Raw genomic sequence first — 21,791 nt, forward strand, 5'->3', positions numbered from 1 at the left:
GACGGCGGGGAGACCCTGTTCGAGGGGTACTGAGAGGGACCCCCAACTCCGCGGAAGCGCTCGTACAGTGGTGACCATGACCGGCAGGAACGACCGCGACATCCGAGGCGACGTGCGCTCGGAGATCCGAGAGTTCCTCAGCACGCGGCGAGGCCGGATCAGCCCCGAACAGGCCGGGCTACCGGTGTACGGCGGGGCCCGCCGACGGGTCGTGGGATTACGCCGGGAGGAGGTCGCCCTGCTCGCCGGGATCTCGACCGAGTACTACACCCGGCTCGAGCGCGGCACCGCGATCGGCGTCTCCGACGGCGTGATCGACGGTCTCGCGCACGCACTACAGCTCGACGAAGCCGAGCGGGCACACCTACTCGACCTGCTCCGCACCGCCGGCACGACCCGACCGCCACGCCGCCGACCCACGGCCGAGCGAATCCGTCCCACCATCCAGCGCGTCCTGGACTCGATGATCGGCACGCCGGCGTTCGTACTGAGCGGACGCCTGGACATCCTGGCCGCCAACGCCCTCGGGGCAGCGCTGTTCGCGCCCGTGTACGCCGGACCCGTCAGGCCGCCCAACAACGCCCGGTTCGTCTTCCTCGACCCGCAGGCGACCGAGTTCTTCCGCGCTTGGGACCAGGTCGCCAACGACACCGTCGCACTACTCCGTGCCGAGGTCGGCCGCGATCCGTACGACCGCCGGACTTCGGACCTGATCGGCGAGCTGTCCACCCGCAGCGAGGAGTTCCGGCTCCGCTGGGCCGCGCACAACGTCCGGATCCACACCACCGGCAGGAAACTCCTCCACCACCCCGTCGTCGGAGACCTCGACCTCCCCTTCGAGTCCTTCCCTCTAGCCTCCGACCCGACCCAAAGCCTCCTCACCTACACCGCCGAGCCCGGCTCCCCCTCCCACGACGCCCTAGCCCTCCTCGCCACCTGGACCGCCACCACCAGCGACCTCGAGCACCGTTAGAGCTTGTAGGTGTTGGTGGCGGTGGTGGCGAAGACCGCTTCGCGTTCTGTGGGGGTCAAGGAGGCTGTGAGGGTCTCGGCTGTTTCGACCACCTCGGCGTACGAGGCGGCTAGGAGGCAGACGGGCCAGTCGGAGCCGAACATCACGCGGGCCGGGGCGAAGGCGTCCAGGACGACGTCGGCGTAGGGCTGGAGGTCGGCGGGTTTCCAATCGGTCCAGGAGGCTTCGGTGACCATGCCGGAGAGCTTGCAGGTGACGTTGGGCAGGGTGGCGAGCTCGCGGAGTTGGGTGGCCCAGGCCTCCAGCGACTCGCCGATCACGGGCTTCGAGATGTGGTCGACCACGAAGTTCAGCTGGGGGAGGTTGCGGACGGTCTGGATTGCGGCGGGGAGGTGCGGGGTCTTGGTGAGCAGGTCGTACACCAGGCCGGCGTCGGCGACAGCCGACAGGCCGCGCTGGACGTCGGGGCGCAGGAGCCAGTCGACGTCCGGCTCGTCGTGGACCTGGTGGCGGATGCCTTTCAGGTAGGAGCCGTCCGGTCGCGACCGGAGGCCAGCCAGGGCGGTGGCGATGTCGTCAGCGGTGAGGTCCACCCAGCCGACCACGCCGGCGACCAGATCGTTGCTCGCGGCAACCTCCAGGAACTCGACGGTCTCCTCGACCAGGCCGACGGTCTGCACCAGGACGGTGGCGGTGATGCCGGCGGCCGCGGCCTGTGGGGCCAGGTCGTCGATGGAGTAGTTGCGCCGGATCGGGTCGAGCTCGGGGCCGACCATCCAGGTTTGTTCACGGACGGTCAGGTCCCAGATGTGGTGATGGGCGTCGACTCTGCTCATGCCGGTGCTGTCCTTTCAGCCTGGATCTCGGTCGCACTCATCCCACACGCCGATTGTCGATCGCGTCCTGATCCCAGTCGATGCCCAGCCCCGGCGAGTCCGGCGCCACTGCATGCCCGTCCACGATCGCCATCTCGGACGACGTGATCGCCCGCAACTGCGGGATGTGCTCCACATACCGTCCATTGGGTACGGCGGCCGTCAGGCTGACATGCAGTTCCATCAGGAAATGCGGGCACACCTCGAGGTTGAACGCCTCGGCCAGATGCGCGACCTTCAGCCACGGCGTGATCCCGCCGACCCGGGCCACGTCGACCTGAACGATCCCGGCACCGCCCGACGCGGCGTACTCCCGGAACTGTGAGACGGAGTACAGCGACTCACCCACCGCGATCGGAATCGAGGTCGACTCCGCCAACCGCACGTGCCCGGTCACATCGTCGGCCGGCAACGGCTCCTCGAACCACGACAGATCCACCGCCTCGAACGCCGCAGCTCGCCGGCGAGCCTCGGGATACGTCATCGACTGGTTCGCGTCCACCATGATGTCTAGCGCCGGCCCGACCGCGTCCCGGACCGCCTGCAGTCGCTCCAGATCCTCGTGCACCCGTGGCTTGCCGACCTTGAGCTTGACCCCGGGCCAGCCCGCCTTCTGCGAGGCGAGCGCGCCCGCAACCAACTCGTCGATTGTCAGATGCAGCCAGCCGCCCTCGGTGTCGTAGAGCGGCACCTGCTGCCGATACCCACCAGCCAGCCGCCACAGCGGTTCACCCGCCCGCAGACAGCGCAGGTCCCACAACGCCGTGTCGACGGCCGCCAGCGCGAGCGACGTGATCGCACCGACCGTGGTCGCGTGGGTCGACCAGAACAGGTCCGACCAGAGCGCCTCGACGTTCCGGGCGTCCGCACCGACGAGGCGGGGCAGCAGATGGTCCCGCAGCAACGCCAGTACGGCGGTGCCGCCGGTGCCGATCGTGTAGGAGTACCCGAGGCCGGTCAGCCCGTCCGCGGTCTCCACCGACACGAAGATGGTCTCCTGCTTGAGGAACGACTGGACCGCGTCGGTGCGGACCGTCTCGACCTCCAGGTCGACCAGGTACGCCTCGGCGCGGATAATCGCCGTACTCGCCGGAAGAGGGGTCCGGAGGGGCGACGCGGTCATGGGCGGCTCCAGATCCTATAGGATATTGCGTACCTGATGCTGCCCGTTCACACTGGACCCGTCAAGACTCGTCCAGGTAACGATGCGGGTCGGGCAGAATGGCTCTGGGAGGAGCGACACGTGACGGATGCGCATGTGGGTCTGGCGGGGCAGCTCGCCCGGCTGCCTCAGCGGCAGGTGCTGAGCGACGATGTCTACGAGACGGTCAAGGGCCTGATCATGGACAGCGTGGTCGAGCCGGGCACGCGGCTGAACATCGACGCGCTGACCCGTGAGCTGGGCATCTCGCAGACCCCGATCCGGGAGTCGCTGGCCCGGCTGGAGTCCGACGGGCTGGTGATCAAGGAACCGCTGCGCGGCTACCGGGTGTCGTCCCGGTTGACCCTGGCCGAGTTCGACGACCTGTTCGAGTACCGCCTGCACGTCGAGCCGTGGGCGGCCGGCCGCGCCGCCGAGCGGGCCGGCGCCGACGACCTGGCCCGGCTCAAGGCGGAGATGCTGAGCTACACCGACGTACCGGACCGGCCGGCCTACGAGAGCTACCGGGCGATGGCGGCGCACGACCAGCGCTTCCACGACCTGGTGCTGGAGCTGTCCCGCAACGAGACGGCCCGGCTGTCCTTCCAGCGGACACACTGCCATCTACACCTGTTCCGGCTGTACTACGGTGGCGGCATCGCGACGAAGGCGTTGCGGGAGCACAAGACGATCGTGACCGCGGTCCGCAAGGGCGATCCGGAGGACGCGGCCGCGGCGATGCGGGCGCACATCGAGGCCTCCCGGGCCCGGCTGCGGCCGATCTTCGACCAGGACTAGACCGTCACCAGACCGCCAGGGAGACATCTGTGGAACTGCTGCGCCTCGGCGCGGTCGGCGAGGAGCGCCCGTACGTGCGCGCCGCCGACGGCACCGTTCACGACCTGAGCTCGATCACCGCCGACATCGACGGTGCGTTCCTCGCCGCGGACGGCGTCGCCCGGGCCCGCGCCGCCCTCGAGGCGGGCGACCTGCCGGTGGCCGACGTCGAGGGCCTGCGGATCGGCGCGCCCATCGCCCGGCCCGGCGCCGTGGTCTGCATCGGCATGAACTACGCCGCCCACGCGGCCGAGTCCGGCTCCGAGCCACCGAAGCAGCCGATCGTGTTCTTCAAGCACCCGAACACCGTCGTCGGCCCGGACGACGACGTGCTCGTCCCGCGCGGCTCGACGAAGACCGACTGGGAGGTCGAGCTCGCCGTCATCATCGGCAAGCAGGCCCGGTACGTCGAGACCGACGAGGAAGCGCTGGCCTGCATCGCCGGCTACGCGGTCTCGAACGACGTGTCCGAGCGTGCCTTCCAGATCGAGCAGTCCGGCGGGCAGTGGTCCAAGGGCAAGTGCTGCGAGACGTTCAACCCGCTCGGCCCGGCGCTGGTCCCGGCCGATGAGGTCGACCCCGACAACCTCGACCTGAAGTCCTGGGTGAACGGCGAGGTGCGGCAGGACTCGAACACCCGGGACATGGTCTTCTCGGTGGCGGCGCTGATCCGCGACCTCTCGCAGTACATGGTGCTCAGCCCCGGCGACATCCTGAACACCGGCACCCCGGAGGGCGTCGCGCTGTCCGGCCGGTTCCCGTACCTGGCTCCCGGCGACACGATGGAGCTCGAGATCCAGGGCCTCGGCCGCCAGCAGCAGACCCTCGGCAAGGCCTGAAAAACTGTCCCCGGCCGGCTCTAGGGTCGGCCGGGTGACCGACCACCTGGACAACATCCGCACCTCCTACGACACCGTCGCCACTGCGTACGCCGACCTCGTGCAGGACGGCGCGGACTGGGAGTCCGAGGGCTTCGACCTGTTCGCCGAGCTGGCCGGTGGCCGTCCGGTGCTTGACGTCGGGTGTGGGCCCGGCCGAACGACCGGCCTGCTGGCCGCGCGCGGTCTGAAGGTGACCGGGATCGACCTGTCCCCGGGAATGATCGAGGTCGCCCGGCGGGACCGTCCGGAGCTGGACTTCCGGGTCGGCACGATGACGACCCTGGAACTGGCGGACGGTGAGCTCGGCGGGGTCGTGTCCTGGTGGTCGATCATCCACTTGCCGCGCGACGTCGTACCTCAGGCGTTTGCCGAGTTCCACCGTGTGCTGGCCGCCAGCGGGGTCCTGCTGATGGGGTTTCACGTCGGCGAGGAGTCCACCCACAAGACATCCGGGTACGGCGGCCTCCCGATGGACCTCTACGTCCATCGGTGGCAAGCCGAGGGGCTCACCGAGATCGCGGTCGCCGCCGGCTTCACGCCGTACGTGGATGGCGAAATTCCCCACGACCGCCTGCTCTTCCGGAAGTAGGGTCGGCGCATGACTTCCCACGTGCGGACGGTGACGTTCGATGCCCACGACCCCTATGAGCTGGCCGGCTTCTGGCTGCAGGTGCTGAAGGCCGAGCGGCCCGACGACGACCATCCCGGCGATCCGTACGCCGCGGTCGTCGCGGACTCGGTGAAGCTGCTGTTCGAGCAGAACAACGACGAGAAGGCCGCCAAGAACCGGGTCCACCTCGACCTCGAGCCGGACGGACTCCGGGACGACGAGGTCGAGTGGTTGCTGACGCTGGGCGCCACCATCGCCCACGACCGCCGCGAGCCCGACGGCACCGGCTTCGTCGTCATGCAAGACCCCGAAGGCAACGAGTTCTGCGTCCTCCGCAGCGCCGCCGAACGAGCCGCCACCAGCTGAGGGTGGTCTGACCCACGACTTTTAGAGGTCGTCGACGTACGGGGTTTGGCCGGTGAAGGTCAGGCGCCAGTCGGTGGTGCGGGCGTCTACGGTGAGGTCGTAGCCGTTGCGGCGGGCGGTGAGGTGGTGGTGGCCGTCGGCGACGGGGGTGAGCTCGACCTTCCAGCCGCGGCCCTCGAGGGTTTCGGCGGCGAAGCCGAACTGGGCCTCGGCATCAGGCGTCGCCGGGTCGCCGGTCTCGACCGTGATCGTGCAGACCGACTCCGGTCCGCGGTCGTCCGACAGCGCACCCTGGCCCGACGGCCCGACGTCCTGCGTGACCGCCGGTTTCTGGCCGGGCACCACCGTGGCGGCGACCGTGAGCAGTTCCGACCGGAGGAAGTTGCGGGCTTCGGTGAGCGTCACATCCCCGTCATACACCTTGGCGCCAACTCTCGCGATGCATTGCCGCGATTCGCTATTCGGTGATCTCCGGGGTTTCGCCGGCCAGCGTCAACCGCCAGTCACCGTCCCAGCCGTGCACCGCGACCTCGTACCCGTCCCGCCGGGCAGCGAGGCTGTGATGGCCGCCCTCCACCGGAGCGATTTCGGTCTCCCACCCGCGCGCCGTCAGCGCGGCAGCCGCAGCCGCGACCTGTCCCGCCGGGTCGACGACGGCCGGATCGCCGGTCTCCACGGTGATCGAGCAGATGGTGGCCGGCCCGCGCCCGTCCGACATGGCCCGCGGGTTCACCGGGCCCGGGTCGTGCGTGACCACTCCGTCCAGACCGGGTACGGCGACGGCCGCCACGGCCAGCAGTTCCGCCCGGAGGAAGTCCCGGGCCTGGGTCAGCGTCATCGAGCAGGTCCTTCCGGTTCGCGGGCCGGGCCACCGCCGGTCCGGCGGTCCCGGGCTCCGTCGAGGGGCTGGTCCTTGGGTCCTGAACTGATCTTCTTCAGCGCCATCACGCCGTCGAACACCTTCGCGAGCGTCACCGCCGCCGGTGTCTGAGCCACCCTACGCAGCGGCTCCGACCAGGAGATCCCGGGCAGCACCCGGCTCTCCTGGTTCGCCGTCGTCCGCGCCGCCGCGGTGACCGCGGCGAGCTCGCCACGGCCGATCCGGCCGAGGTTCCGGAAGGACTCGCTGTTGAGCTCGAAGTAGCTCATGTGCCCACGGACGTGGACGTCGCCGCGCTCGGTCTCGAACCGGAACACGTCCGGGAAGTCGGCCGGATCGGGACCGTGCTCCTGCAGGTAGGAGATGTAGTCGCCCTTCGCGCGAGCGACGTACAGCCTGGTCCCCGGCGGGGTGATCTGCGCCCCCGACGTCACGCCCTGGTCGATGCCGGGACACCCGACCAGCACCGCCCGGTCGGGACTCACCCCATCCGGCAGCCGCCCGTCGACACCCTCCATCAGCGCCTGGCCGAGCACCAACGACCCATAGCTGTTCCCGATGAACGTCGTCTCCGCGTACGGCGCCTTGACCACCTCGACACCGGCTTCGAAACGCGACAGCCGCGGCAAGGCCGCCCGCGCGCGCTCCTTGGACATCGCGTCTTCGAGGGTGAGCGGCGCGTCGTAGTCCTTCCACACCACCACGGCCGTCTTCGAGCCGACCTGGTTCTTGAGCTGCTGCGCCCGGTCCATCTGCGCGCGTACGCCGTCCAGGTCGTTGCCCAGTCCCGGGATCAGCACCACCACGTTGCGGACGGTCTCGAGGTCGCCGAGGACCTCGATCATCCGGCCCTGGCCCTCGACGTCCACCGACAGGAACTGCCGCGATCCGAACACCTCGATGCGGTTGCCGGCGGCATCGACGTCCAGGCCCTTCCGGACCGGCCACAGCATCTCGCTCACAGTGTCGAGCCGCTTGTGCTGCTCGGGCGTGGACTCACCACCCTCGACCGCGTCCCGTAGCCGCCGCTGCGCCGCGAGCAGGATCACGCGGCTGGCGTCGTACCGCAACTGCAGCGGGGCGCCGTCCAGCGCGCTGAGCTGCTCGGGCGGGTTCTCGGCGAATGCGCGAGCGGATGCCGCCGGCAAGGCGCGGAAGTAGTCCCGGACCTCCTGGACTGCCTTCTGGTGCGGCAGATCGCGGGTACGACGGATCAGCAGGTCGAGTTGCTCGGCCTCGGTCATGGCGTCCCTCGGTCCCCAGGAGGTATCCACACAAGCGGTTGCCTGTTAACCGCAGAGAGTAAGTCAGTGGAAGGCCAGTGACCAGGATCCTGCGTGATGGGAGAGGTTGACCCTGGCCAGCGGACGGACGTCCACGTGCCGGAGCGACTCGGCAGGCGCATCGAGGACGTACAGCACGATCGCCCGCACCACCGCGGGGTGGACGACGGCGACGACCGTACGGCGATCGCCGGTCAGCTGATCGAGATCCCCGAGCCAGTCCGCGACCCGCGCGATCACGTCGTTCTCGGTCTCCCCGCCCGGGGTCGCCGTGTGCGGACGCTCGAGCCACGCCGACACCCGCTCCGGATCCGCCGCGAGCAACTCCTCGAGGTCGCGGCCGGCCCAGTCGCCGTACTCGCGGTCCCGCAGGACCGGCTCGACGACCGGGGTCAGCCCGAGCGCCTCGGCGGTGCGTACGGCGGCCCGCTCGGGGCCGGCGTACACCGCATCGGCTGTGAGCTCCAGCCCACGAGCAGCCTCGACACCCGCTGGATCCGGTTCGGCGTCGCCGCCGAGCACGAGTCCACGCAGCGCGGGTGTCAGGGCATGCGCGATGAGAGTCAGTGCCGTCAAGCGGCGACCACCTTTGGTCGGACCAGCCGGCGGTCGTCCACCGTGGCGGCGTACCCGAAGCCGAGCAGGAGCCACAGCGTCGCCTGCGTACCGAGCGAGGCGAACCGGAACTGCCACAGCAGCGTAGCGGGGAACGTCTCCGGAACCTCGTTGATTCGCGGCAGGATCAGGTACGCCGCCACGATCGTCACGAGGAACGCGAGCAGCCCACCGCCGAGCCGGGCGAGATCGCCGTACCGGGCGGCCCAGCGCGATGCGGCGACACCGGCCCAGACCGCGAGCAGGCCGATCACCAGCGTCAGCAGGTAGGTCACGGTCCGCCGGGTGATCGTGTCCGGATTGCCGACCGCGGGCGGGTTCGGCGGGTATTTGAGGAACGGGACCAGCACGATCCCGACGAAGCCGGCCGCGGCCAGGCCGAGCGCGGCGTACGCGTCGTTCCCGGTGCGGAGCTTGCGGCGGAGCAGCGTGAAGCCGACGGCGAACATGCCGCCGAGGGCCACGCCGTACAGGCTGGTGGCGAGGAACAAGCCGGCCTTCTGGCCTTCACGGCTGACGAGCGGCTTCTCTTCGGCGGCAGGCTCGGCACTGTCGCCATGGTTGTTGTCATGGTCGTGGGTGTGCGCGGCGCCGGCCTCTTCGATCGCGATGGCCGCGTCGACACGCGGTTCACCCATCACGTACGCGAATGTCCCGGCCAGCAGGCCGGCGAAGAGTCCGACGATCAGTCCGCGCACCAGGAGCGATCCGAAGGTGCGCATAGGGATCTAGTGGCAGGGCACGCCGAGCAGGTGGCGTCCGTCGTGCATCAGCTCGTGCAGGTACATCCCGGACTGGGAGACCGCGCCCTGGTCGAACCCGACCAGGTAGGCGAGCAGGAGCATCAGGCCGACGCTGAGCAGCGCGACGGCGAGGAGCCTGGGAGAGAGAGCCGGTACGGCGACCGAGCGGGCAGGAGCTGCCATCTGAACCTCCTGGGGAAGTGCGCGTCCCCATCGAAAGGCTGCTGGTGCCCGAGCGTCCTGACTCACGAGCAGTGCTCGCTCACAGTGGCGCGGCCGTGCCGGACTTGCACCGGCTTCCCTCATGGCACCGCAGGTTGTCCCCCGAACCGTAGAGGCCGCCGGAGTGGCCGGTCAACGGATGGCGGCGTGGCGGTGATCTATCCCACCCGGTGGACAGGGGTAGTGCGGCGCGACCGCGTCGCACTTACTCTGAGGAAATGCCGTCCGCTCACCACCTGATCGCGTTCGGGATCACCGCGTTCATCATCATCGTCGTGCCCGGGCCGAGTGTGCTGTTCATCGTCGGCCGGGCGCTCGCGGTCGGGCGCCGCGAGGCAGTGCTGACGATGGTCGGCAACACCATCGGCGCCTCGGTGCTGCTCGGCCTGGTCTCGCTCGGCCTCGGCACCCTGATCGCGGCCAGCGCCATCGCCCTGACCGTGGTGAAGCTGGCGGGCGCGGCGTACCTGATCTATCTCGGCGTGCACGCGTTCCGGACCCGGAAGTCGCTGGTCGAGGCGATGACGAGTGGCGTGAAGCCGGGCAACACCCGCCGGACGCTCCGGCAGGGATTCCTCGTCGGGGTCACCAACGCCAAGACCGCGGTCTTCTTCGCCGCCGTGCTGCCGCAGTTCGTGGACAAGGGCGCGAGCAGCTCGGCCTGGGTCCAGATCCTCGTCCTCGGCCTGATCTTCATCCTGATCGCGCTCTGCTCGGACAGCGTCTGGGCGGTCGTCGCCGGCACCGCCCGCGAGTGGTTCGCCCGCTCGCCGCGCCGGCTCGAAATGGTCGGCGGCACCGGCGGCCTGATGATCATCGGCCTCGGCGCGAGCATCGCCGTGACGGGGTCCAAGGACTAGCTCGGACTAGCTCGCGCCGCGGGCGGTCCGCCGGCCCGCCTGGACGCCGATCAGCGCGAGCGCCGCCGGAAGCCCGAACGCGACCAGGTACGCAGTCACCGCCGAGTGCGGCTCGAGCGCGGCGAACAGCGACCCGCCGACGGCCAGGACCGTTGCTGTGGACAACGAGTCGCTCAGCTGCGCGGCGGAGCTGTTGGCGCCCTGCTCGTCGCGCTCGGAGTACTCCAGGGTCAGCACCGACAAGGTCGGGAAGACCGTGCCCATGCCGAGGCCGGTGAGGCTCCAGCCGAGGATGCCGACCAGCACCGGGACGTTGTCGTTGAGGGTCAGTGTCGCGGTGGCGATCCCGAGCAGGATCAAGACCATGCCGGCCTGCAGGAACACCGAGTGGGAGAACGGCTGCTTCGGACGGCCGCGGTACCAGGACGCGGCGGTCCAGCTCAGGGCGCTGACGGTCAGCACCAGACCCGCGAGGGCCGGGGACAGACCGCGCTCCCGGGTCAGCATCAGCGGCAGGAACACCTCGGCACCGAATCCGGCAGCGGCCACCAAACCCCGCAGCGCGACCACCGACGGCAGGCCACGTCCGAGCGTGAACGTCCCGCTAGGTAGAAGCCGTGGGGCGAACGCGACCACGCCGGCCAAGCCGATCACCAGCAGAACAACCTGGAGTACGCCGCGCTGCTGGCCACCGTAGTGCAGAAGGCCGACCCCGACCGCTGCCGCGATCGCCCACATGGCGCGCTTGTCCCACAACCGTCCCGAACGTGCCTCGTACGACGCGCCGTGCGCCAAGCCGGGCCGCATCACGAGCACCGCCGGGATCGCGATCGCGGGTACGGCGAGGAACACGATCCGCCAACTCGCGTGTTCGACGATCAGGCCGGCGATCGCGGGACCGACGAGGGACGGGACGACCCAGCCGGTCGCGAACGCGGCGAAGATGCGCGGGCGCAGCCGGGCCGGGTACAGCTGCCCGACGACGACGTACAGGGCGACCGTCAGCAGGCCGGAGCCGAAGCCCTGGATGATGCGGCCCGCGACCAGGACCTCCATGGACGGCGCGATTCCGGCGATGATCAGACCGCCCAGGAACCACGCGGTCCCGTGCCAGAGTGGACGGGTCGGGCCCTTGAGATCACTCCACGTCCCGGAGACAACCATCGCGACCACACCGGAAGCCAGCGGGCCGCCGAACGCCAGCGCGTACAGGCTGAGCCCGTCGAGCGCCTGGGCGACCGTCGGCATCGCGGTCGTGACCGCGAGGGACTCGAACGCGACCAGGGTGATCAGCGCGACCATCCCGACCGTCAGGGCCCGGTACTTCGGCGAGAGTACGCCGCCGGAGTCGGTGGTCTGGTCGGCCTCGGGTTCGGCAATGGTGGTCATGCCGAGAACCCTCGGACATCAAGTGGACTTTAAGTCAAGCGCATCAGAGAACGGCGGCGAGGACCAGCGCGAGGATCGGCGGGACGGCCTGGGTGGCGGCGGCACGGACCATCCGGCGGTCGGACGCGACCAGCACGAGGCCGGCGCCCGCCATGCAGGCACACGCGAACAGCGCGATCGCGTGGCCTTTGTCGCCGCCCCAGATCAGACCGCCGAGCGCGCCGACCGCCAGGAACAGGTTGTAGAACCCCTGGTTGAACGCCCACGGCCGGGCAGCCGCCGCCTCCGCCTCGTCCTTCACCAGGAACCGTTTGTACGTGCTCGGCCTGCTGAACAGCAGGCTCTCCATCGCGAACACAGCGAGATGGAACACCCCGGCGAGGACGACGAAGATCTGCGCGATCACGTTCATGCGCGCACGGTACCGTCAGCCTCGCCAGTCGGCCGCGAAGGCGCGCGCAGGGTTCGACCTGAACAGCGCTTCCGCCACGTCGGCCCCCAGGTGCCGTTCGATCCGCGGTTTCAGGTGCGTGAGCAGATACGGCATACCCGGCCCTTCACCTGTCGCGCCGCGAGCCCGGGCGGTCGTGGTGTCGCCGCCGAGCAGCAGCCGGTCGGCGTACCCGGCGTCGACCAGAGCGGCCAGGCAGTCCAGCAACCGAGGATCGGTCGCATGATTCGCCCGCGACGGCCCGTCGAACGCGAGCCACGCACCCCGCTCGGCCAGTTCGACATGACCACGATGATCCGGGAACCGATTCAGATGCCCGAGAATCACCGCCGACGGAGGTACGTCGAGCTTGTCGACCAGGAGATCCAGTACGGCGTCCGCCGCGGACCCGAGTTCGTGATGGATCGCGATCGGCGCGCCGGTCGCGTGATGCGCCTCGGCCGCTGACCGCATCACCAGCTCGGCATGCGCGTCCAGGACGTGGAATCCGCCGGCCACCTTGATCAGTCCCGCCCGGACCGAACTGTCGCCGATGCCAACGGTCAGCTCGCGGACGAAGATCTCGGCCAGCCGATCCCGCACACCGTCGACGAATCCCTCCGGGTAGTGCTCTCGCCGATGCAGTCCGGTCGCCGCAATCAGCGAAACCCCTGTGTTGCTTGAGATCCCGGGCAACAGCTCGGCCCGGCGGCCCAGTCCGTGCGGCGTCCACTGCACGACCGCCTGCCCACCGGCTGCCGCGAAGGCACCCACCTCCGCCACGGCCGCGTCTTCGTCATCCAGCTCCTGCCCGGGCAGAACTGCCGAACGGAAGAACAGATGATCATGCGAGTCGGTCACCCCGAGCGCCTCCGGCTGCAGATCCCCCAGAACCGTCCGAATCACGATGCCTCCTCTGTAACGGTCGAACCGTTACCAACGTAACGGCTGAGGCGTTACGATGTCCAGATGGGCGATCGGATGGCGTTTCGGTTCGACTCTGGCGCGACCTGGCTGAATCTGCTGGCCACCCGGGGGACGCACTTCGGGGAGCACCCGGTGGAGCGGATGCCGACGGTCGGGCGACTCGTGGAGTGGCTCGACGCGGTCGAACTGCGGCCGGTCCGGAAGGTGTCCGCGGCGGATCTCGAGCTGGCCTGGGAGTTGCGGGAGGCACTGCGACCGGTCGCGCTGGCGACGGTTGACGGCGTACCGCCGGACAGCGCGCAGGTGAAGGCGCTCGGGCGGTTCCTCGACGGCGAGTCGGTGAGCCTGAAGGTCACCGACCGGTTGGTGCGCACCCCACCGGCGACCGCGACCGACGCGCTGGGCCGGATCGCGCGACAGGCTGTGGATCACCTGACCGGGCCGGAGCGGGAGTTCCTGTCAGTCTGCCCCGAGCACGACTGCCGGGGTGTCTTCAGCGACCCCTCGGGCCGCCGCCGCTGGTGCCCCAATCCCGCTTGCGCCACCCGCGGCCGCGTCCGGGCCCACCGCGCGCGAAAGGCCCAGTCGGAGTGACTGGGCCCTTCAACACCTGCAATGGGTCAGCTCAACGCAGTGAGTCAGCGACCGCGGCGGGAGCTGCCGGCCCGCGAGCCGGCGGAGAACGCTGCGGCGCCGGCCGGACGAGCGGCCGATCCCGGAGTGCTCGTGGTGTAGGTCTTCGAACCGCCCGAGCCTGCGCGGGACTTGGCGCGGCCAGAGCCTCGCGAGCCGCCTGCCGCGCGTGACGCCTGACCGGAACGGCCTCGGTTCGGCCGCTGCTCGGTCGCCGGCTGAGCGGAGCCCGAGGCGCGCCGGCGACGGCCGCCTCGGCCCGATCCGCGACCGGCCGAGCTCGCGAGGCGCTCCGGCTGGACAACCTTGACCGCCGGCTCGACGAAGGTCCGCTCGCCGGGCGCCAGCTCGGTCAGCAGAGGGTCGCCGGTGCTGAGCTTGGTGACCTTCGGGGCGATGCCGGCCTTGCGGGTGAGGTCGCGGACGTCGCGGACCTGGTCGTCGGTCATCAAGGTGACGACCGTGCCCTCGGCACCCGCGCGGGCGGTCCGTCCGGAGCGGTGCAGGTACGCCTTGTGCTCGATCGGCGGATCGGCGTGGATGACCAGCGCGATGTCGTCGACGTGGATCCCGCGGGCCGCGATGTCGGTGGCGACGAGGGTCTTCGCCGTACCGTCGGAGAAGGCCTCCAGGTTCCGCGTGCGGGCGCCCTGGGAGAGGTTGCCGTGCAGCTCGACGGCCGGCACGCCCTGGGCGATCAGCTTCTTGGTCAGTGCCTTGGCGCCGTACTTCGTCCTGGTGAAGACCAGCGAACGCCCGGGCGCGGCGGTCAGGTCGACGAGCACCGGGAGCCGGGTGTCGGGCTGGACGTGCAGCACGTGATGGGTCATGAGCGAGACCGGCGACTGCGCCGAGTCGACACTGTGCGTGACCGGCGTGGTCATGAATCGCTGGACGAGGACGTTGACGCCGGCGTCCAGCGTGGCCGAGAACAGCAGCCGCTGGGCGCTGGACGGGGTCGCCTCGAGGATCCGGCGGACGGCGGGCAGGAAGCCGAGATCGGCCATGTGGTCGGCCTCGTCGAGCACGGTGATCTCGACCGCGTCGAGCTTCGCGTGCCCGGCCTGGACATGGTCCTCGAGCCGGCCCGGGCAGGCGACGACGATGTCGGCGCCCTTGCGCAGGCCGGTGATCTGCGGGCCGTGGCCGACGCCGCCGAAGACCGTCATCGAGCGCAGGCCGAGCGCGTCGGCGAGCGGCGTGATCGACGCCTGGATCTGGGTCGCGAGCTCGCGGGTCGGCGCGAGGATCAGCGCGCGGGGATGGTTCGCCCGGCGCTTCCCGCGGCCGGCGGCAAGCCTTGCCAGCACCGGCAGGACGAACGCGTAGGTCTTCCCCGATCCGGTCCGGCCGCGGCCGAGAACGTCCTTGCCGGCCAGGGAATCCGGCAGCGTGGCCGCCTGGATCGGGAACGGCTTGGTCACCCCGGTCGCCGACAGCGCGGTGACCAGCGTCCCGGGGACGCCGAGGTCGGCGAACGTAAGGTTGTCGGGGACAACCATCTTGTCAACCTCGTCGTACGACGTGTTGTTGCTGACCGCAACCTTCGACGGCCGGCCGGTCTCAGCGGGTGGGCCGAAGAGCGCCGCGGCGGAGGATCCGTTGCGACGGTCACCGGAACGGCGCCGGCGGCGTGGACGCGACGCGGACGGAGATGCGGAGGTGGATTGCGGTTGGGCGGATTGCGTGGATGTGGACGTGGGGCGGCGGACCGCCATCTGGTACTCCAAAAGTTCGGGGGTCGTCCTGCCCGGCGCGGCCGTTGACGGCCGCGGCGCGTGGTGGTCGACTGCTGGCGCAAGGTGTTTGCGCTCACCGGCCCGAGGCAGAACTGGGCGGGCCGTCACAGACAGTCTACGGCACCGGGGGCCAAGACCCCGATGGATATTCACAGGACGCTCGTCACACCGCTAGATTCTGCTCGTGACGACACAGTTCCGGGTGGATCCGCCCACCGCCGCGGGTGAACGCGAACTTCTCCAGGGCTTCCTCGACTTCCAGCGCGGCACCTTGCTGTGGAAAGTCTCCGGGCTGACCGGTGAACAACTGGTGGAGCGCGGTGTGGAACCGTCCAGCCTGTCGCTGATCGGACTGGTCCGGCACCTGTCCGAGGTCGAGAAGTACTGGTTCCACCGCGCGCTGGCCCAACTCCCCGCCGAGCCGAAGTTCTGGACCGCCGAGCATCCCGACGGTGACTTCGACCTCGCCGACCCGGCACAGGCCGAGCAGGACCTCGAGGACTTCCGGCAGATCGTCGAGACCTCGGACGAGATCGCCGCCCGCTACAGCCTCGACGACACCTTCCTCCGCCCCAACCACGAGGGCGACTACTCGGTGCGCTACCTCTACATCCACATGATCGAGGAATACGCCCGCCACAACGGCCACGCCGACCTCCTCCGCGAACGCCTCGACGGCCTCATCGGCGAGTAGCTCTCACGGGCGGATTGCGCGGATCAGGCCGACGACGTCGTTCACGACTCCGCGGACGCCCGGGATGCGGGTCAGGCGGAGCAGGCGGTCGACCAGGGGGACTGAGCGGTCGATCAGGGCTTTGGTGCGGCGGAGGTCGTCGCTGTCGTCGTGGACCCAGAAGAGCACGATGCCCATCTCCAGGAGCCACAGGAGTTCGGGTAGCTCGGCCTTGAGGTCGGCCGGCAGCGTCAGGTCCGAGCCTTCGACGACCCGGCGGAAGACGTCGACGCTCGCCTCCCGCGCCGGCCGGGACTCCGCACTGAACGGCGACAGCGGACTCTTCGGATCGGCCGCCGTCTTGAAGAACGTGCCGGCGAACTCGTGGTACGGCGCGGCCACGTCGAGCCAGGTCCGCAGTACGCCGGTCATCCGCGGCACGAACGCCTTCTCCGACGCCAGGATCGACTCGACGGCCTCGCGGTGCTGCTCCTGCAGGTGGTCGTAGTACGCCTGCATCAGATGCTCTTTGGAGCCGTAGTAGTAGTACGCGTTGCCGACCGAGACGCCCGCCTCGGTGGCGATCGCCCGCATCGTCGTCTTCCCGTACCCCTGCTCGCGGAACAGCCGCAGCGCCGTGGACAGGATCAGCTCCCGAGTCTGCTCACCCTTGGCGGTCGCACTGTCCGTCACATCGGTCAGCGTAGTCACCTCCACTCGAGCGCCGCAGTCCCGTAGCCGCCTGGACGATCGCCCGCGCCACCGGCCGCAGCACCGGACTCGCCAGCCGTACGGCGGTGTGCCTGTGCTCCCCCGTGGCCCACAGGCACACGATCCACGCCCGGTCGCCGACGTACACGGACCCGTCGTCGGCGACCACCGTCACCTCGCGCAGCGTCGCCTCGTGGTCCAGCTCGGGGTAGAGCGCCCGCGCGTACGTCGACCCCGCCGCGACGAACCGCAGACGCACCACCCCTCCCTGCCCGTTCGGCGCCGGCCGCTGCACCGCCAGCCAGTCCTTGAACCGGCGGCACAGCGAGCACTGCGCGTCGTACAGAACGGTCAGCTCGCGCATGGCTCAGTAGCCGTACGGCATCGGCTGCTCGGCGCCGACCGGGACGACGTCGTTCGGCGGGACCGGCGGAGTGGTCATGGCCTGGAGCTGGCTGCGGTTGCGGATCTTGTTGAAGATCCAGACGTTCGTCAGGTGCAGCCCGCCGAGCACCAGCATCACGAACCCGAGCTTCACGCTCAGCTGCTCGAAGACTCCGCGGGCGTCGACGACGACCTTGTCGGCGCGCAGGAACAGCGTCACGAATCCCAGGTTGACCAGGTAGAAGCCGACCACGAGCAGCCGGTTCACCGCGTCGGCGAAGTCCTCGTTGCCGTGGAACACGTCGACCAGGAAGATCCGTCCGTTCCGGCTCAGCGTCCGGGCCACCCAGATCGTCAGCGGCACCGCGATCAGCAGGTAGATCAGGTACGTCGTCACGGTCATCGTCATCTCGTCCCCACTTCTTGAACACGTTCAACTCTGTCTCGCGGCGAGCGTACGCCGATCTTTTGAACATGTTCAAGTAGCCGCCGACGTGACCTGGATCTCCGGTGCGGCAGGATGACCACCATGACGACCTGGCTGTTCGAAGGGACCGTCCTCCCGGCCGGCGACACCGCCCGGCTCGAGTTCGGCCGGTCCGGCGCCGCGGACGTGCTGCCCGGGCGGTTCGGCGTACCGGGGCTGGTGGACTCGCACTGCCACCTGACCGTCGGGACGGACGACCTCGGGCCGCGGTTGTTCGGGTCCGACTTCGCATCCGAGCGGCTCGAGGAACTCGCCGCCGCCGGAGTGAGCGCAGTGCGTGATGTCGGCGGCGACCGGACGGTCACTCTGAAGCTGGCAGCCATCCAGGACGACAGCCGGCCGGTTGTCCTGGCGGCCGGGCGGTTCCTGGCGCCCCGCGGGCGGTACTTTCCGCGCATGCACGAGCCGGTGCAGCCGGAGGACCTGCTGGCCGCGGTCGGCGCCGAGCTGGACGACGGTGCGACCTGGCTGAAGCTCATCGGCGACTTCCCGGCCGTCGGCCCGGACGGCCCGATCCGGGACAGCCCGATGGAGCAGACCTACGAGACCGCACTGGTCGAGGCCGTGGTCGAACTCGCCCACTCCCGCGGCGCACGGGTCGCGGCGCACACCAACACCGAGTTCGTCAGCGACCTGGTCCGCGTCGGGGTCGATTCGATCGAGCACGGTACGTCGATCACCGAACGGGACCTGGAGACACTCGGCGCCCGAGCTGGTGCGTGGACGCCGACATTGTGCGCATCCGTCGGGCCAAGGCCGGACGCCACGCCGGAGCAGGACAAGCGGCGCCAGGCCAGGTCGGAGTACCTCACGTCGATGCTCCAGCTCGCCGATCGGTACGGCGTCCGTGTGCTGACCGGATCGGACGTGGTCGGGACCGTGGCCGGCGAGATCGACTTGCTGGTGAAGCACGGCCTGACGGTCGATCAGGCCCTGGTGGCCGCATCCACCGGAGCGCAGGACTTCCTCGGTCTCTCCGGCGACGGCAACCTCGTGACGTACGACGCGGATCCGCGCGAACACCCCGAGGTCCTCGCCACACCGGCCGCCGTCATCCTCCAGCACCGACGGATCCGATGACCTATGCGGGAGAAGAGCCTCGACAAGTGGGTCGCGAAGTACCGGAAGGCCTGGGAGAGCAACGACCCGGCTGACATCGCCGCGCTGTGGACCGAGGACGCTGCGTGGTACCGGCGACCCGACGAAGAGCCGGTGCTGGGCCGGGACGCGATCGTGCAGGCGTGGCTCGAGGTCGCGGACGCTCCGGGCGAGACGACGTTCGAGTACGAGGTGCTCGGCTTCGGCGACGGAGTCGGGTTCGTGCGCGGCTGGACGACGTACCTGACCGATCCGCCGGGTGAGTTCAGCAACCTCTGGGTGATCCGGCTGGACCACGATCGGGCCCATGAGTTCGTCGAGTGGTGGATGGAAAAGCCTTAGTCGGTTAGGCTTCCGGGTAGGCACGCAGGGTGCCACCGGTCCGCGGGAAGGGCTCAGCCCACCTGTTCACGAAGCTGTGTGAGCTGTGTTCACCTCCTTTCTCGCCTGACGACGCGGACAGCAGGCTCGTAGAGAGGAGGTCGCGATGCCGACCCGGAATCTTCCGAACGACCCGCACCTGGACCACCTGCGCAAGCAGGCGAAGACGCTGCTCAAGCAGGTCCGCGATGGCGATCGGGACGCCGTGGCGCTGGCCACCGAGTTCCATCCCGTGCAGACTCTGGCCGACGCTCAACTGGTGATCGCCCGCAGTTACGGCTTCCCCAGCTGGCCCCGGATCGTCCGCCATCTGGAGCTGGTCGACCAGTACAGCCGCTCCCCCCACCGCCAGGAGATCGGCGGACCGCTCGACACCCCGGACCAACGCGCCGACGAGTTCCTGCGACTCTCGACATTGCATTACGGCGAGGACGACCCGGCCCGGCAGCGGTCCGCGGAGCAGTTGCTGGAGCAGTTCCCGGAGGTTGCCCGGAGCAACATCTACACGATGGCGGTGGCCGGCGAGTTGGACGCTGTCCGCGAGGCGCTCGTCGCGGATCCCTGGCAGGCAAGGGAAGAAGGTGGCCCCTACCGCTGGCAGCCGTTGCTCTACATCACGTACGGGCGGCTCGATGTGCCGCATCAAGTGGACATCGCGAGGCTGTTCCTCGAGCATGGTGCCGACCCGAACGCTGGCTATCTGTGGCAGGGACTGCCGTCACCGTTCACCGCGCTGACCGGAGCCTTCGGCCGCGGCGAAGGTGATCAGCCGCCGCATCGCGACCGGGTCGAGCTCGCCCGGCTCCTGCTCGACGCCGGCGCCGATCCGAACGACAGCCAGACCATGTACAACTGCGGCCCCGGGTGTCCCCCGCCGTACGACGATGTGCACCTGGAGCTCCTGCTCGAATACGGGCTCGGACGGGGCGACGGTGGTCCGTGGCACGAGCGGATGACGACCGCCCACCCGACGCCACGGGAGCTGCTGGAGGACGAGCTGGTGTTCGCGTCATCCGCGGGCCTGCTGCATCGGGTCGAGCTGGTCCTTGCCCAAGGCACCGATCCGGACGGGCGTGGCACCAGGCATCCGGGTTTCCACGGTCATCGCGCGTACGAGTTCGCCACTGTCCTGGGATACACCGAGATCGCCGACCTGCTCCGGGCGCGTGGTGCGGCACCGGTGGACGAGGTCCATGAACTCTTCGCCGCGATCATGTGCGGCGAGACGCCGGCGGCCGGCCCCGAGCTGGTCGCGCGGGCGATCCGGCGCAACCCGTACCTCCCGATCCGCGCCGCCGAGATCGGCCGATCAGAGGCGCTGGAACCACTCCAGCGTCTCGGCTTCGACCTGAATGTCGTCGCGCTGTCCGCACCGATCCACCAAGCCGCGATCCATGGCCACCTGGACACGGTGAAGAAGCTGATCGAGCTCGGGGCCGATCCCGAGCTGCGGGATCCGTCGTACGGCGGGAACGCGCTGGGCTGGGCCGAACACGGCCAGCAGCAGGCGGTTGCCGACTATCTCAGGGGCTTATCGCGAGGAAGATGAACGCGCTGAACACCATCAGGTGGACGGCACCCTGAAGGAGCGTGGCCCGGCCGGTGGCAAGGGTGAGGATGCTGGTCACGACCGTGAGTGCGAACAGCACCATCTCCGTGCCACCGAGACCCAGCACGAGCGGTCCGCTCAGCCAGATGGACGCGACCGCGATCGCCGGGATGGTCAGGCCGATGCTCGCGAGGGCTGATCCGAGGGCGAGGTTGAAGCTGTTCTGGAGGCGGTTGCGCAGTGCGGCGCGGACCGCGGCAGCCGTCTCCGGCAGCAGGACCAGCAACGCGATCGCGACACCGACGACAGCCACCGGCGCGCCGGCCGATTCCACCGCCGACTCCAGGCTGGGCGACACCGTCTTGGCCAGACCGACCACCGAGATGAGGCAGACGAACAGCAGCCCGAGGCTGAGCAGCGCGACCTGTCCACTCGGCGCCGTCGCGTGCGTACCTTCGTCATCCTCCTCGACCACGTCCGACGACGGGACCGGGAGAAAATAGTCCCGATGCCGAACGGTCTGCACGAAGACGAACACGCCGTACATCACCAACGACGTCACCCCGGCGAACGCCAGCTGGGCCGGACTGAACTGCGGACCGGGCGCGCTCGTGGTGAACGTCGGCAGCACCAGGCTCAGTGTGACCAGGGCGGTCATCACCGCGAGCGCACTGCTGGACGCACGGACGCGGAACTCCTGCGTGCCGTGCCGCAGCGAGCCGACAACGAGAGACAGACCGAGAATGCCGTTGCAGGTGATCATCACCGCGGCGAACACGGTGTCCCGCGCGAGGGTCGCGGCCTTCACGCCACCGGGCACCATCAGGGTGACGATCAGTGCGACCTCGATCACCGTCACGGCGAGCGCGAGGATCAGCGTGCCGAACGGTTCGCCGACCCGATGGGCGACAACTTCGGCGTGATGGACGGCGGCGATCACCGCCGCGCCGAGACCGGCGCAGACCAGGATCAGCAGCACAACGCCCAGGTCACGATGCCAGGTCACGAGCAGGACGACGAAAGCGAGCGGGGGCACGGCCAGACTCCAGCGCGGCAGCCCTTGGATCACGGTGTTTGTCATCCTCAGGCAGTCTATCGGGAATG

At 69.5% G+C, this 21,791-nt stretch carries 27 protein-coding genes and 1 riboswitch; of the genes, 11 read left to right on the forward strand and 16 right to left on the reverse strand.

Annotation, left to right across the window (positions count from 1 at the left end):
- Positions 1 to 76 precede the first annotated feature (76 nt).
- Entirely contained in the window at positions 77 to 973 is an 897-nt protein-coding gene (locus tag OG876_RS10760) for a helix-turn-helix transcriptional regulator (RefSeq protein WP_328524661.1), read from the forward strand.
- Here the strand turns inward: OG876_RS10760 and OG876_RS10765 are convergent.
- Positions 970 to 1,809, reverse strand: coding sequence for an amidohydrolase family protein (locus OG876_RS10765; protein WP_328524662.1), 840 nt, complete (start codon positions 1,807 to 1,809; stop codon positions 970 to 972). The two genes, OG876_RS10760 and OG876_RS10765, sit on opposite strands and share 4 nt — an antisense overlap.
- 37 nt (positions 1,810 to 1,846) lie before the next feature.
- Complete coding sequence (locus OG876_RS10770) at positions 1,847 to 2,971, reverse strand: mandelate racemase/muconate lactonizing enzyme family protein (RefSeq protein WP_328524663.1); 1,125 nt, start codon at positions 2,969 to 2,971, stop codon at positions 1,847 to 1,849.
- A 120-nt stretch (positions 2,972 to 3,091) separates the two neighbouring features.
- On the opposite strand from OG876_RS10770, the gene OG876_RS10775 reads away from it, so the two are divergent.
- The 4 genes from OG876_RS10775 to OG876_RS10790 are packed head-to-tail and all read left to right on the forward strand — an operon-like array spanning position 3,092 to position 5,683.
- Entirely contained in the window at positions 3,092 to 3,787 is a 696-nt protein-coding gene (locus tag OG876_RS10775) for a GntR family transcriptional regulator (protein ID WP_328524664.1), read from the forward strand.
- 29 nt (positions 3,788 to 3,816) lie between these two features.
- Positions 3,817 to 4,665, forward strand: coding sequence for a fumarylacetoacetate hydrolase family protein (locus OG876_RS10780; protein WP_328524665.1), 849 nt, complete (start codon positions 3,817 to 3,819; stop codon positions 4,663 to 4,665).
- A gap of 34 nt (positions 4,666 to 4,699) precedes the next feature.
- Positions 4,700 to 5,296 (forward strand): class I SAM-dependent methyltransferase, encoded by a 597-nt coding sequence (locus tag OG876_RS10785; RefSeq protein WP_328524666.1) that lies wholly within the window; start codon positions 4,700 to 4,702, stop codon positions 5,294 to 5,296.
- 9 nt (positions 5,297 to 5,305) lie between these two features.
- Positions 5,306 to 5,683, forward strand: a complete 378-nt coding sequence (locus OG876_RS10790; protein ID WP_328524667.1) for a VOC family protein — start codon at positions 5,306 to 5,308, stop codon at positions 5,681 to 5,683.
- Between the two features lie 21 nt (positions 5,684 to 5,704).
- Here OG876_RS10790 and OG876_RS10795 read toward each other — a convergent pair whose 3' ends face one another.
- The 6 genes from OG876_RS10795 to OG876_RS10820 form a co-directional block, all read right to left on the reverse strand.
- Positions 5,705 to 6,088 (reverse strand): hypothetical protein, encoded by a 384-nt coding sequence (locus tag OG876_RS10795; protein ID WP_328524668.1) that lies wholly within the window; start codon positions 6,086 to 6,088, stop codon positions 5,705 to 5,707.
- Positions 6,089 to 6,140: 52 nt separating this feature from the next.
- Positions 6,141 to 6,521 carry a hypothetical protein gene (locus OG876_RS10800; protein WP_328524669.1) on the reverse strand — a complete coding sequence of 127 codons (381 nt, stop codon included), beginning with the start codon at positions 6,519 to 6,521 and terminating at the stop codon, positions 6,141 to 6,143.
- Positions 6,518 to 7,807 (reverse strand): alpha/beta hydrolase, encoded by a 1,290-nt coding sequence (locus tag OG876_RS10805; protein ID WP_328524670.1) that lies wholly within the window; start codon positions 7,805 to 7,807, stop codon positions 6,518 to 6,520. The genes OG876_RS10800 and OG876_RS10805 overlap by 4 nt, the downstream gene beginning before the upstream one ends.
- Before the next feature lie 63 nt (positions 7,808 to 7,870).
- Positions 7,871 to 8,422, reverse strand: a complete 552-nt coding sequence (locus tag OG876_RS10810) for a histidine phosphatase family protein (protein ID WP_328524671.1) — start codon at positions 8,420 to 8,422, stop codon at positions 7,871 to 7,873.
- Positions 8,419 to 9,183 carry a CbtA family protein gene (locus tag OG876_RS10815; RefSeq protein WP_328524672.1) on the reverse strand — a complete coding sequence of 255 codons (765 nt, stop codon included), beginning with the start codon at positions 9,181 to 9,183 and terminating at the stop codon, positions 8,419 to 8,421. The genes OG876_RS10810 and OG876_RS10815 overlap by 4 nt, the downstream gene beginning before the upstream one ends.
- A 6-nt stretch (positions 9,184 to 9,189) precedes the next feature.
- Entirely contained in the window at positions 9,190 to 9,387 is a 198-nt protein-coding gene (locus OG876_RS10820) for a CbtB domain-containing protein (RefSeq protein ID WP_328524673.1), read from the reverse strand.
- A 52-nt stretch (positions 9,388 to 9,439) separates the two neighbouring features.
- A riboswitch (cobalamin riboswitch) is annotated at positions 9,440 to 9,505 on the reverse strand.
- 139 nt (positions 9,506 to 9,644) lie between these two features.
- On the opposite strand from OG876_RS10820, the gene OG876_RS10825 reads away from it, so the two are divergent.
- Positions 9,645 to 10,286, forward strand: coding sequence for a LysE family translocator (locus OG876_RS10825; protein WP_328524674.1), 642 nt, complete (start codon positions 9,645 to 9,647; stop codon positions 10,284 to 10,286).
- 6 nt (positions 10,287 to 10,292) lie between these two features.
- Here OG876_RS10825 and OG876_RS10830 read toward each other — a convergent pair whose 3' ends face one another.
- The 3 genes from OG876_RS10830 to OG876_RS10840 are packed head-to-tail and all read right to left on the reverse strand — an operon-like array spanning position 10,293 to position 13,011.
- Positions 10,293 to 11,675, reverse strand: coding sequence for an MFS transporter (locus OG876_RS10830; protein ID WP_328524675.1), 1,383 nt, complete (start codon positions 11,673 to 11,675; stop codon positions 10,293 to 10,295).
- Between the two features lie 43 nt (positions 11,676 to 11,718).
- Complete coding sequence (locus OG876_RS10835) at positions 11,719 to 12,087, reverse strand: DUF1304 domain-containing protein (protein WP_328524676.1); 369 nt, start codon at positions 12,085 to 12,087, stop codon at positions 11,719 to 11,721.
- 15 nt (positions 12,088 to 12,102) lie between these two features.
- Entirely contained in the window at positions 12,103 to 13,011 is a 909-nt protein-coding gene (locus tag OG876_RS10840; protein WP_328524677.1) for a phosphotriesterase family protein, read from the reverse strand.
- A gap of 63 nt (positions 13,012 to 13,074) precedes the next feature.
- On the opposite strand from OG876_RS10840, the gene OG876_RS10845 reads away from it, so the two are divergent.
- Positions 13,075 to 13,626, forward strand: coding sequence for a CGNR zinc finger domain-containing protein (locus OG876_RS10845; RefSeq protein ID WP_328524678.1), 552 nt, complete (start codon positions 13,075 to 13,077; stop codon positions 13,624 to 13,626).
- A 44-nt stretch (positions 13,627 to 13,670) separates the two neighbouring features.
- Here OG876_RS10845 and OG876_RS10850 read toward each other — a convergent pair whose 3' ends face one another.
- On the reverse strand, positions 13,671 to 15,167 hold the full coding sequence (locus OG876_RS10850; protein ID WP_328524679.1) for a DEAD/DEAH box helicase: 1,497 nt from the start codon (positions 15,165 to 15,167) through the stop codon (positions 13,671 to 13,673).
- Positions 15,168 to 15,588: 421 nt separating this feature from the next.
- On the opposite strand from OG876_RS10850, the gene OG876_RS10855 reads away from it, so the two are divergent.
- A complete protein-coding gene (locus OG876_RS10855) occupies positions 15,589 to 16,098 on the forward strand; it encodes a DinB family protein (protein WP_328524680.1) in 510 nt (169 codons plus the stop codon).
- A 3-nt stretch (positions 16,099 to 16,101) separates the two neighbouring features.
- Here the strand turns inward: OG876_RS10855 and OG876_RS10860 are convergent, their stop codons facing one another.
- From OG876_RS10860 to OG876_RS10870, 3 genes are read right to left on the reverse strand one after another with little or no spacing between them, the layout of a single operon-like run.
- Entirely contained in the window at positions 16,102 to 16,770 is a 669-nt protein-coding gene (locus tag OG876_RS10860) for a TetR/AcrR family transcriptional regulator (protein ID WP_328524681.1), read from the reverse strand.
- Positions 16,742 to 17,152, reverse strand: coding sequence for a thiol-disulfide oxidoreductase DCC family protein (locus OG876_RS10865; protein WP_328524682.1), 411 nt, complete (start codon positions 17,150 to 17,152; stop codon positions 16,742 to 16,744). The genes OG876_RS10860 and OG876_RS10865 overlap by 29 nt, the downstream gene beginning before the upstream one ends.
- A 3-nt stretch (positions 17,153 to 17,155) precedes the next feature.
- The gene (locus OG876_RS10870) at positions 17,156 to 17,581 is read right to left on the reverse strand and encodes a hypothetical protein (RefSeq protein WP_328524683.1); all 426 of its coding nucleotides are present in this window, start codon (positions 17,579 to 17,581) and stop codon (positions 17,156 to 17,158) included.
- A 120-nt stretch (positions 17,582 to 17,701) separates the two neighbouring features.
- Between OG876_RS10870 and OG876_RS10875 the strand changes: the two genes are divergently transcribed.
- The 3 genes from OG876_RS10875 to OG876_RS10885 all read left to right on the forward strand — a co-directional run bounded on the left by OG876_RS10875 (position 17,702) and on the right by OG876_RS10885 (position 20,687).
- Positions 17,702 to 18,739: an amidohydrolase family protein gene (locus OG876_RS10875; RefSeq protein WP_328524684.1), complete on the forward strand. Its 1,038-nt coding sequence runs from the start codon at positions 17,702 to 17,704 to the stop codon at positions 18,737 to 18,739.
- A 3-nt stretch (positions 18,740 to 18,742) separates the two neighbouring features.
- On the forward strand, positions 18,743 to 19,099 hold the full coding sequence (locus OG876_RS10880) for a YybH family protein (RefSeq protein WP_328524685.1): 357 nt from the start codon (positions 18,743 to 18,745) through the stop codon (positions 19,097 to 19,099).
- 145 nt (positions 19,100 to 19,244) lie between these two features.
- Entirely contained in the window at positions 19,245 to 20,687 is a 1,443-nt protein-coding gene (locus OG876_RS10885; protein ID WP_328524686.1) for an ankyrin repeat domain-containing protein, read from the forward strand.
- On the opposite strand, the gene OG876_RS10890 is transcribed toward OG876_RS10885, so the two are convergent.
- Positions 20,662 to 21,768: a calcium:proton antiporter gene (locus OG876_RS10890; RefSeq protein ID WP_328524687.1), complete on the reverse strand. Its 1,107-nt coding sequence runs from the start codon at positions 21,766 to 21,768 to the stop codon at positions 20,662 to 20,664. The two genes, OG876_RS10885 and OG876_RS10890, sit on opposite strands and share 26 nt — an antisense overlap.
- Positions 21,769 to 21,791 lie beyond the last annotated feature (23 nt).

It is taken from the genome of Kribbella sp. NBC_00359 (assembly GCF_036097425.1).
In the GTDB taxonomy this organism is placed as follows: domain Bacteria; phylum Actinomycetota; class Actinomycetes; order Propionibacteriales; family Kribbellaceae; genus Kribbella.

Excerpts from the sequence above, each read along its gene's own strand:
- OG876_RS10790 (WP_328524667.1), top strand. The coding sequence starts at position 5,306 with ATGACTTCCCACGTGCGGACGGTGACGTTCGATGCCCACGACCCCTAT.
- OG876_RS10845 (WP_328524678.1), top strand. The coding sequence starts at position 13,075 with ATGGGCGATCGGATGGCGTTTCGGTTCGACTCTGGCGCGACCTGGCTG.
- OG876_RS10835 (WP_328524676.1), bottom strand. The coding sequence starts at position 12,087 with ATGAACGTGATCGCGCAGATCTTCGTCGTCCTCGCCGGGGTGTTCCAT.
- OG876_RS10815 (WP_328524672.1), bottom strand. The coding sequence starts at position 9,183 with ATGCGCACCTTCGGATCGCTCCTGGTGCGCGGACTGATCGTCGGACTC.
- OG876_RS10800 (WP_328524669.1), bottom strand. The coding sequence starts at position 6,521 with ATGACGCTGACCCAGGCCCGGGACTTCCTCCGGGCGGAACTGCTGGCC.
- OG876_RS10825 (WP_328524674.1), top strand. The coding sequence starts at position 9,645 with ATGCCGTCCGCTCACCACCTGATCGCGTTCGGGATCACCGCGTTCATC.
- OG876_RS10820 (WP_328524673.1), bottom strand. The coding sequence starts at position 9,387 with ATGGCAGCTCCTGCCCGCTCGGTCGCCGTACCGGCTCTCTCTCCCAGG.
- OG876_RS10760 (WP_328524661.1), top strand. The coding sequence starts at position 77 with ATGACCGGCAGGAACGACCGCGACATCCGAGGCGACGTGCGCTCGGAG.
- OG876_RS10770 (WP_328524663.1), bottom strand. The coding sequence starts at position 2,971 with ATGACCGCGTCGCCCCTCCGGACCCCTCTTCCGGCGAGTACGGCGATT.
- OG876_RS10880 (WP_328524685.1), top strand. The coding sequence starts at position 18,743 with ATGCGGGAGAAGAGCCTCGACAAGTGGGTCGCGAAGTACCGGAAGGCC.
- OG876_RS10805 (WP_328524670.1), bottom strand. The coding sequence starts at position 7,807 with ATGACCGAGGCCGAGCAACTCGACCTGCTGATCCGTCGTACCCGCGAT.
- OG876_RS10875 (WP_328524684.1), top strand. The coding sequence starts at position 17,702 with ATGACGACCTGGCTGTTCGAAGGGACCGTCCTCCCGGCCGGCGACACC.
- OG876_RS10765 (WP_328524662.1), bottom strand. The coding sequence starts at position 1,809 with ATGAGCAGAGTCGACGCCCATCACCACATCTGGGACCTGACCGTCCGT.
- OG876_RS10870 (WP_328524683.1), bottom strand. The coding sequence starts at position 17,581 with ATGACGATGACCGTGACGACGTACCTGATCTACCTGCTGATCGCGGTG.
- OG876_RS10890 (WP_328524687.1), bottom strand. The coding sequence starts at position 21,768 with ATGACAAACACCGTGATCCAAGGGCTGCCGCGCTGGAGTCTGGCCGTG.
- OG876_RS10850 (WP_328524679.1), bottom strand. The coding sequence starts at position 15,167 with ATGGTTGTCCCCGACAACCTTACGTTCGCCGACCTCGGCGTCCCCGGG.
- OG876_RS10865 (WP_328524682.1), bottom strand. The coding sequence starts at position 17,152 with ATGCGCGAGCTGACCGTTCTGTACGACGCGCAGTGCTCGCTGTGCCGC.
- OG876_RS10885 (WP_328524686.1), top strand. The coding sequence starts at position 19,245 with ATGCCGACCCGGAATCTTCCGAACGACCCGCACCTGGACCACCTGCGC.
- OG876_RS10830 (WP_328524675.1), bottom strand. The coding sequence starts at position 11,675 with ATGACCACCATTGCCGAACCCGAGGCCGACCAGACCACCGACTCCGGC.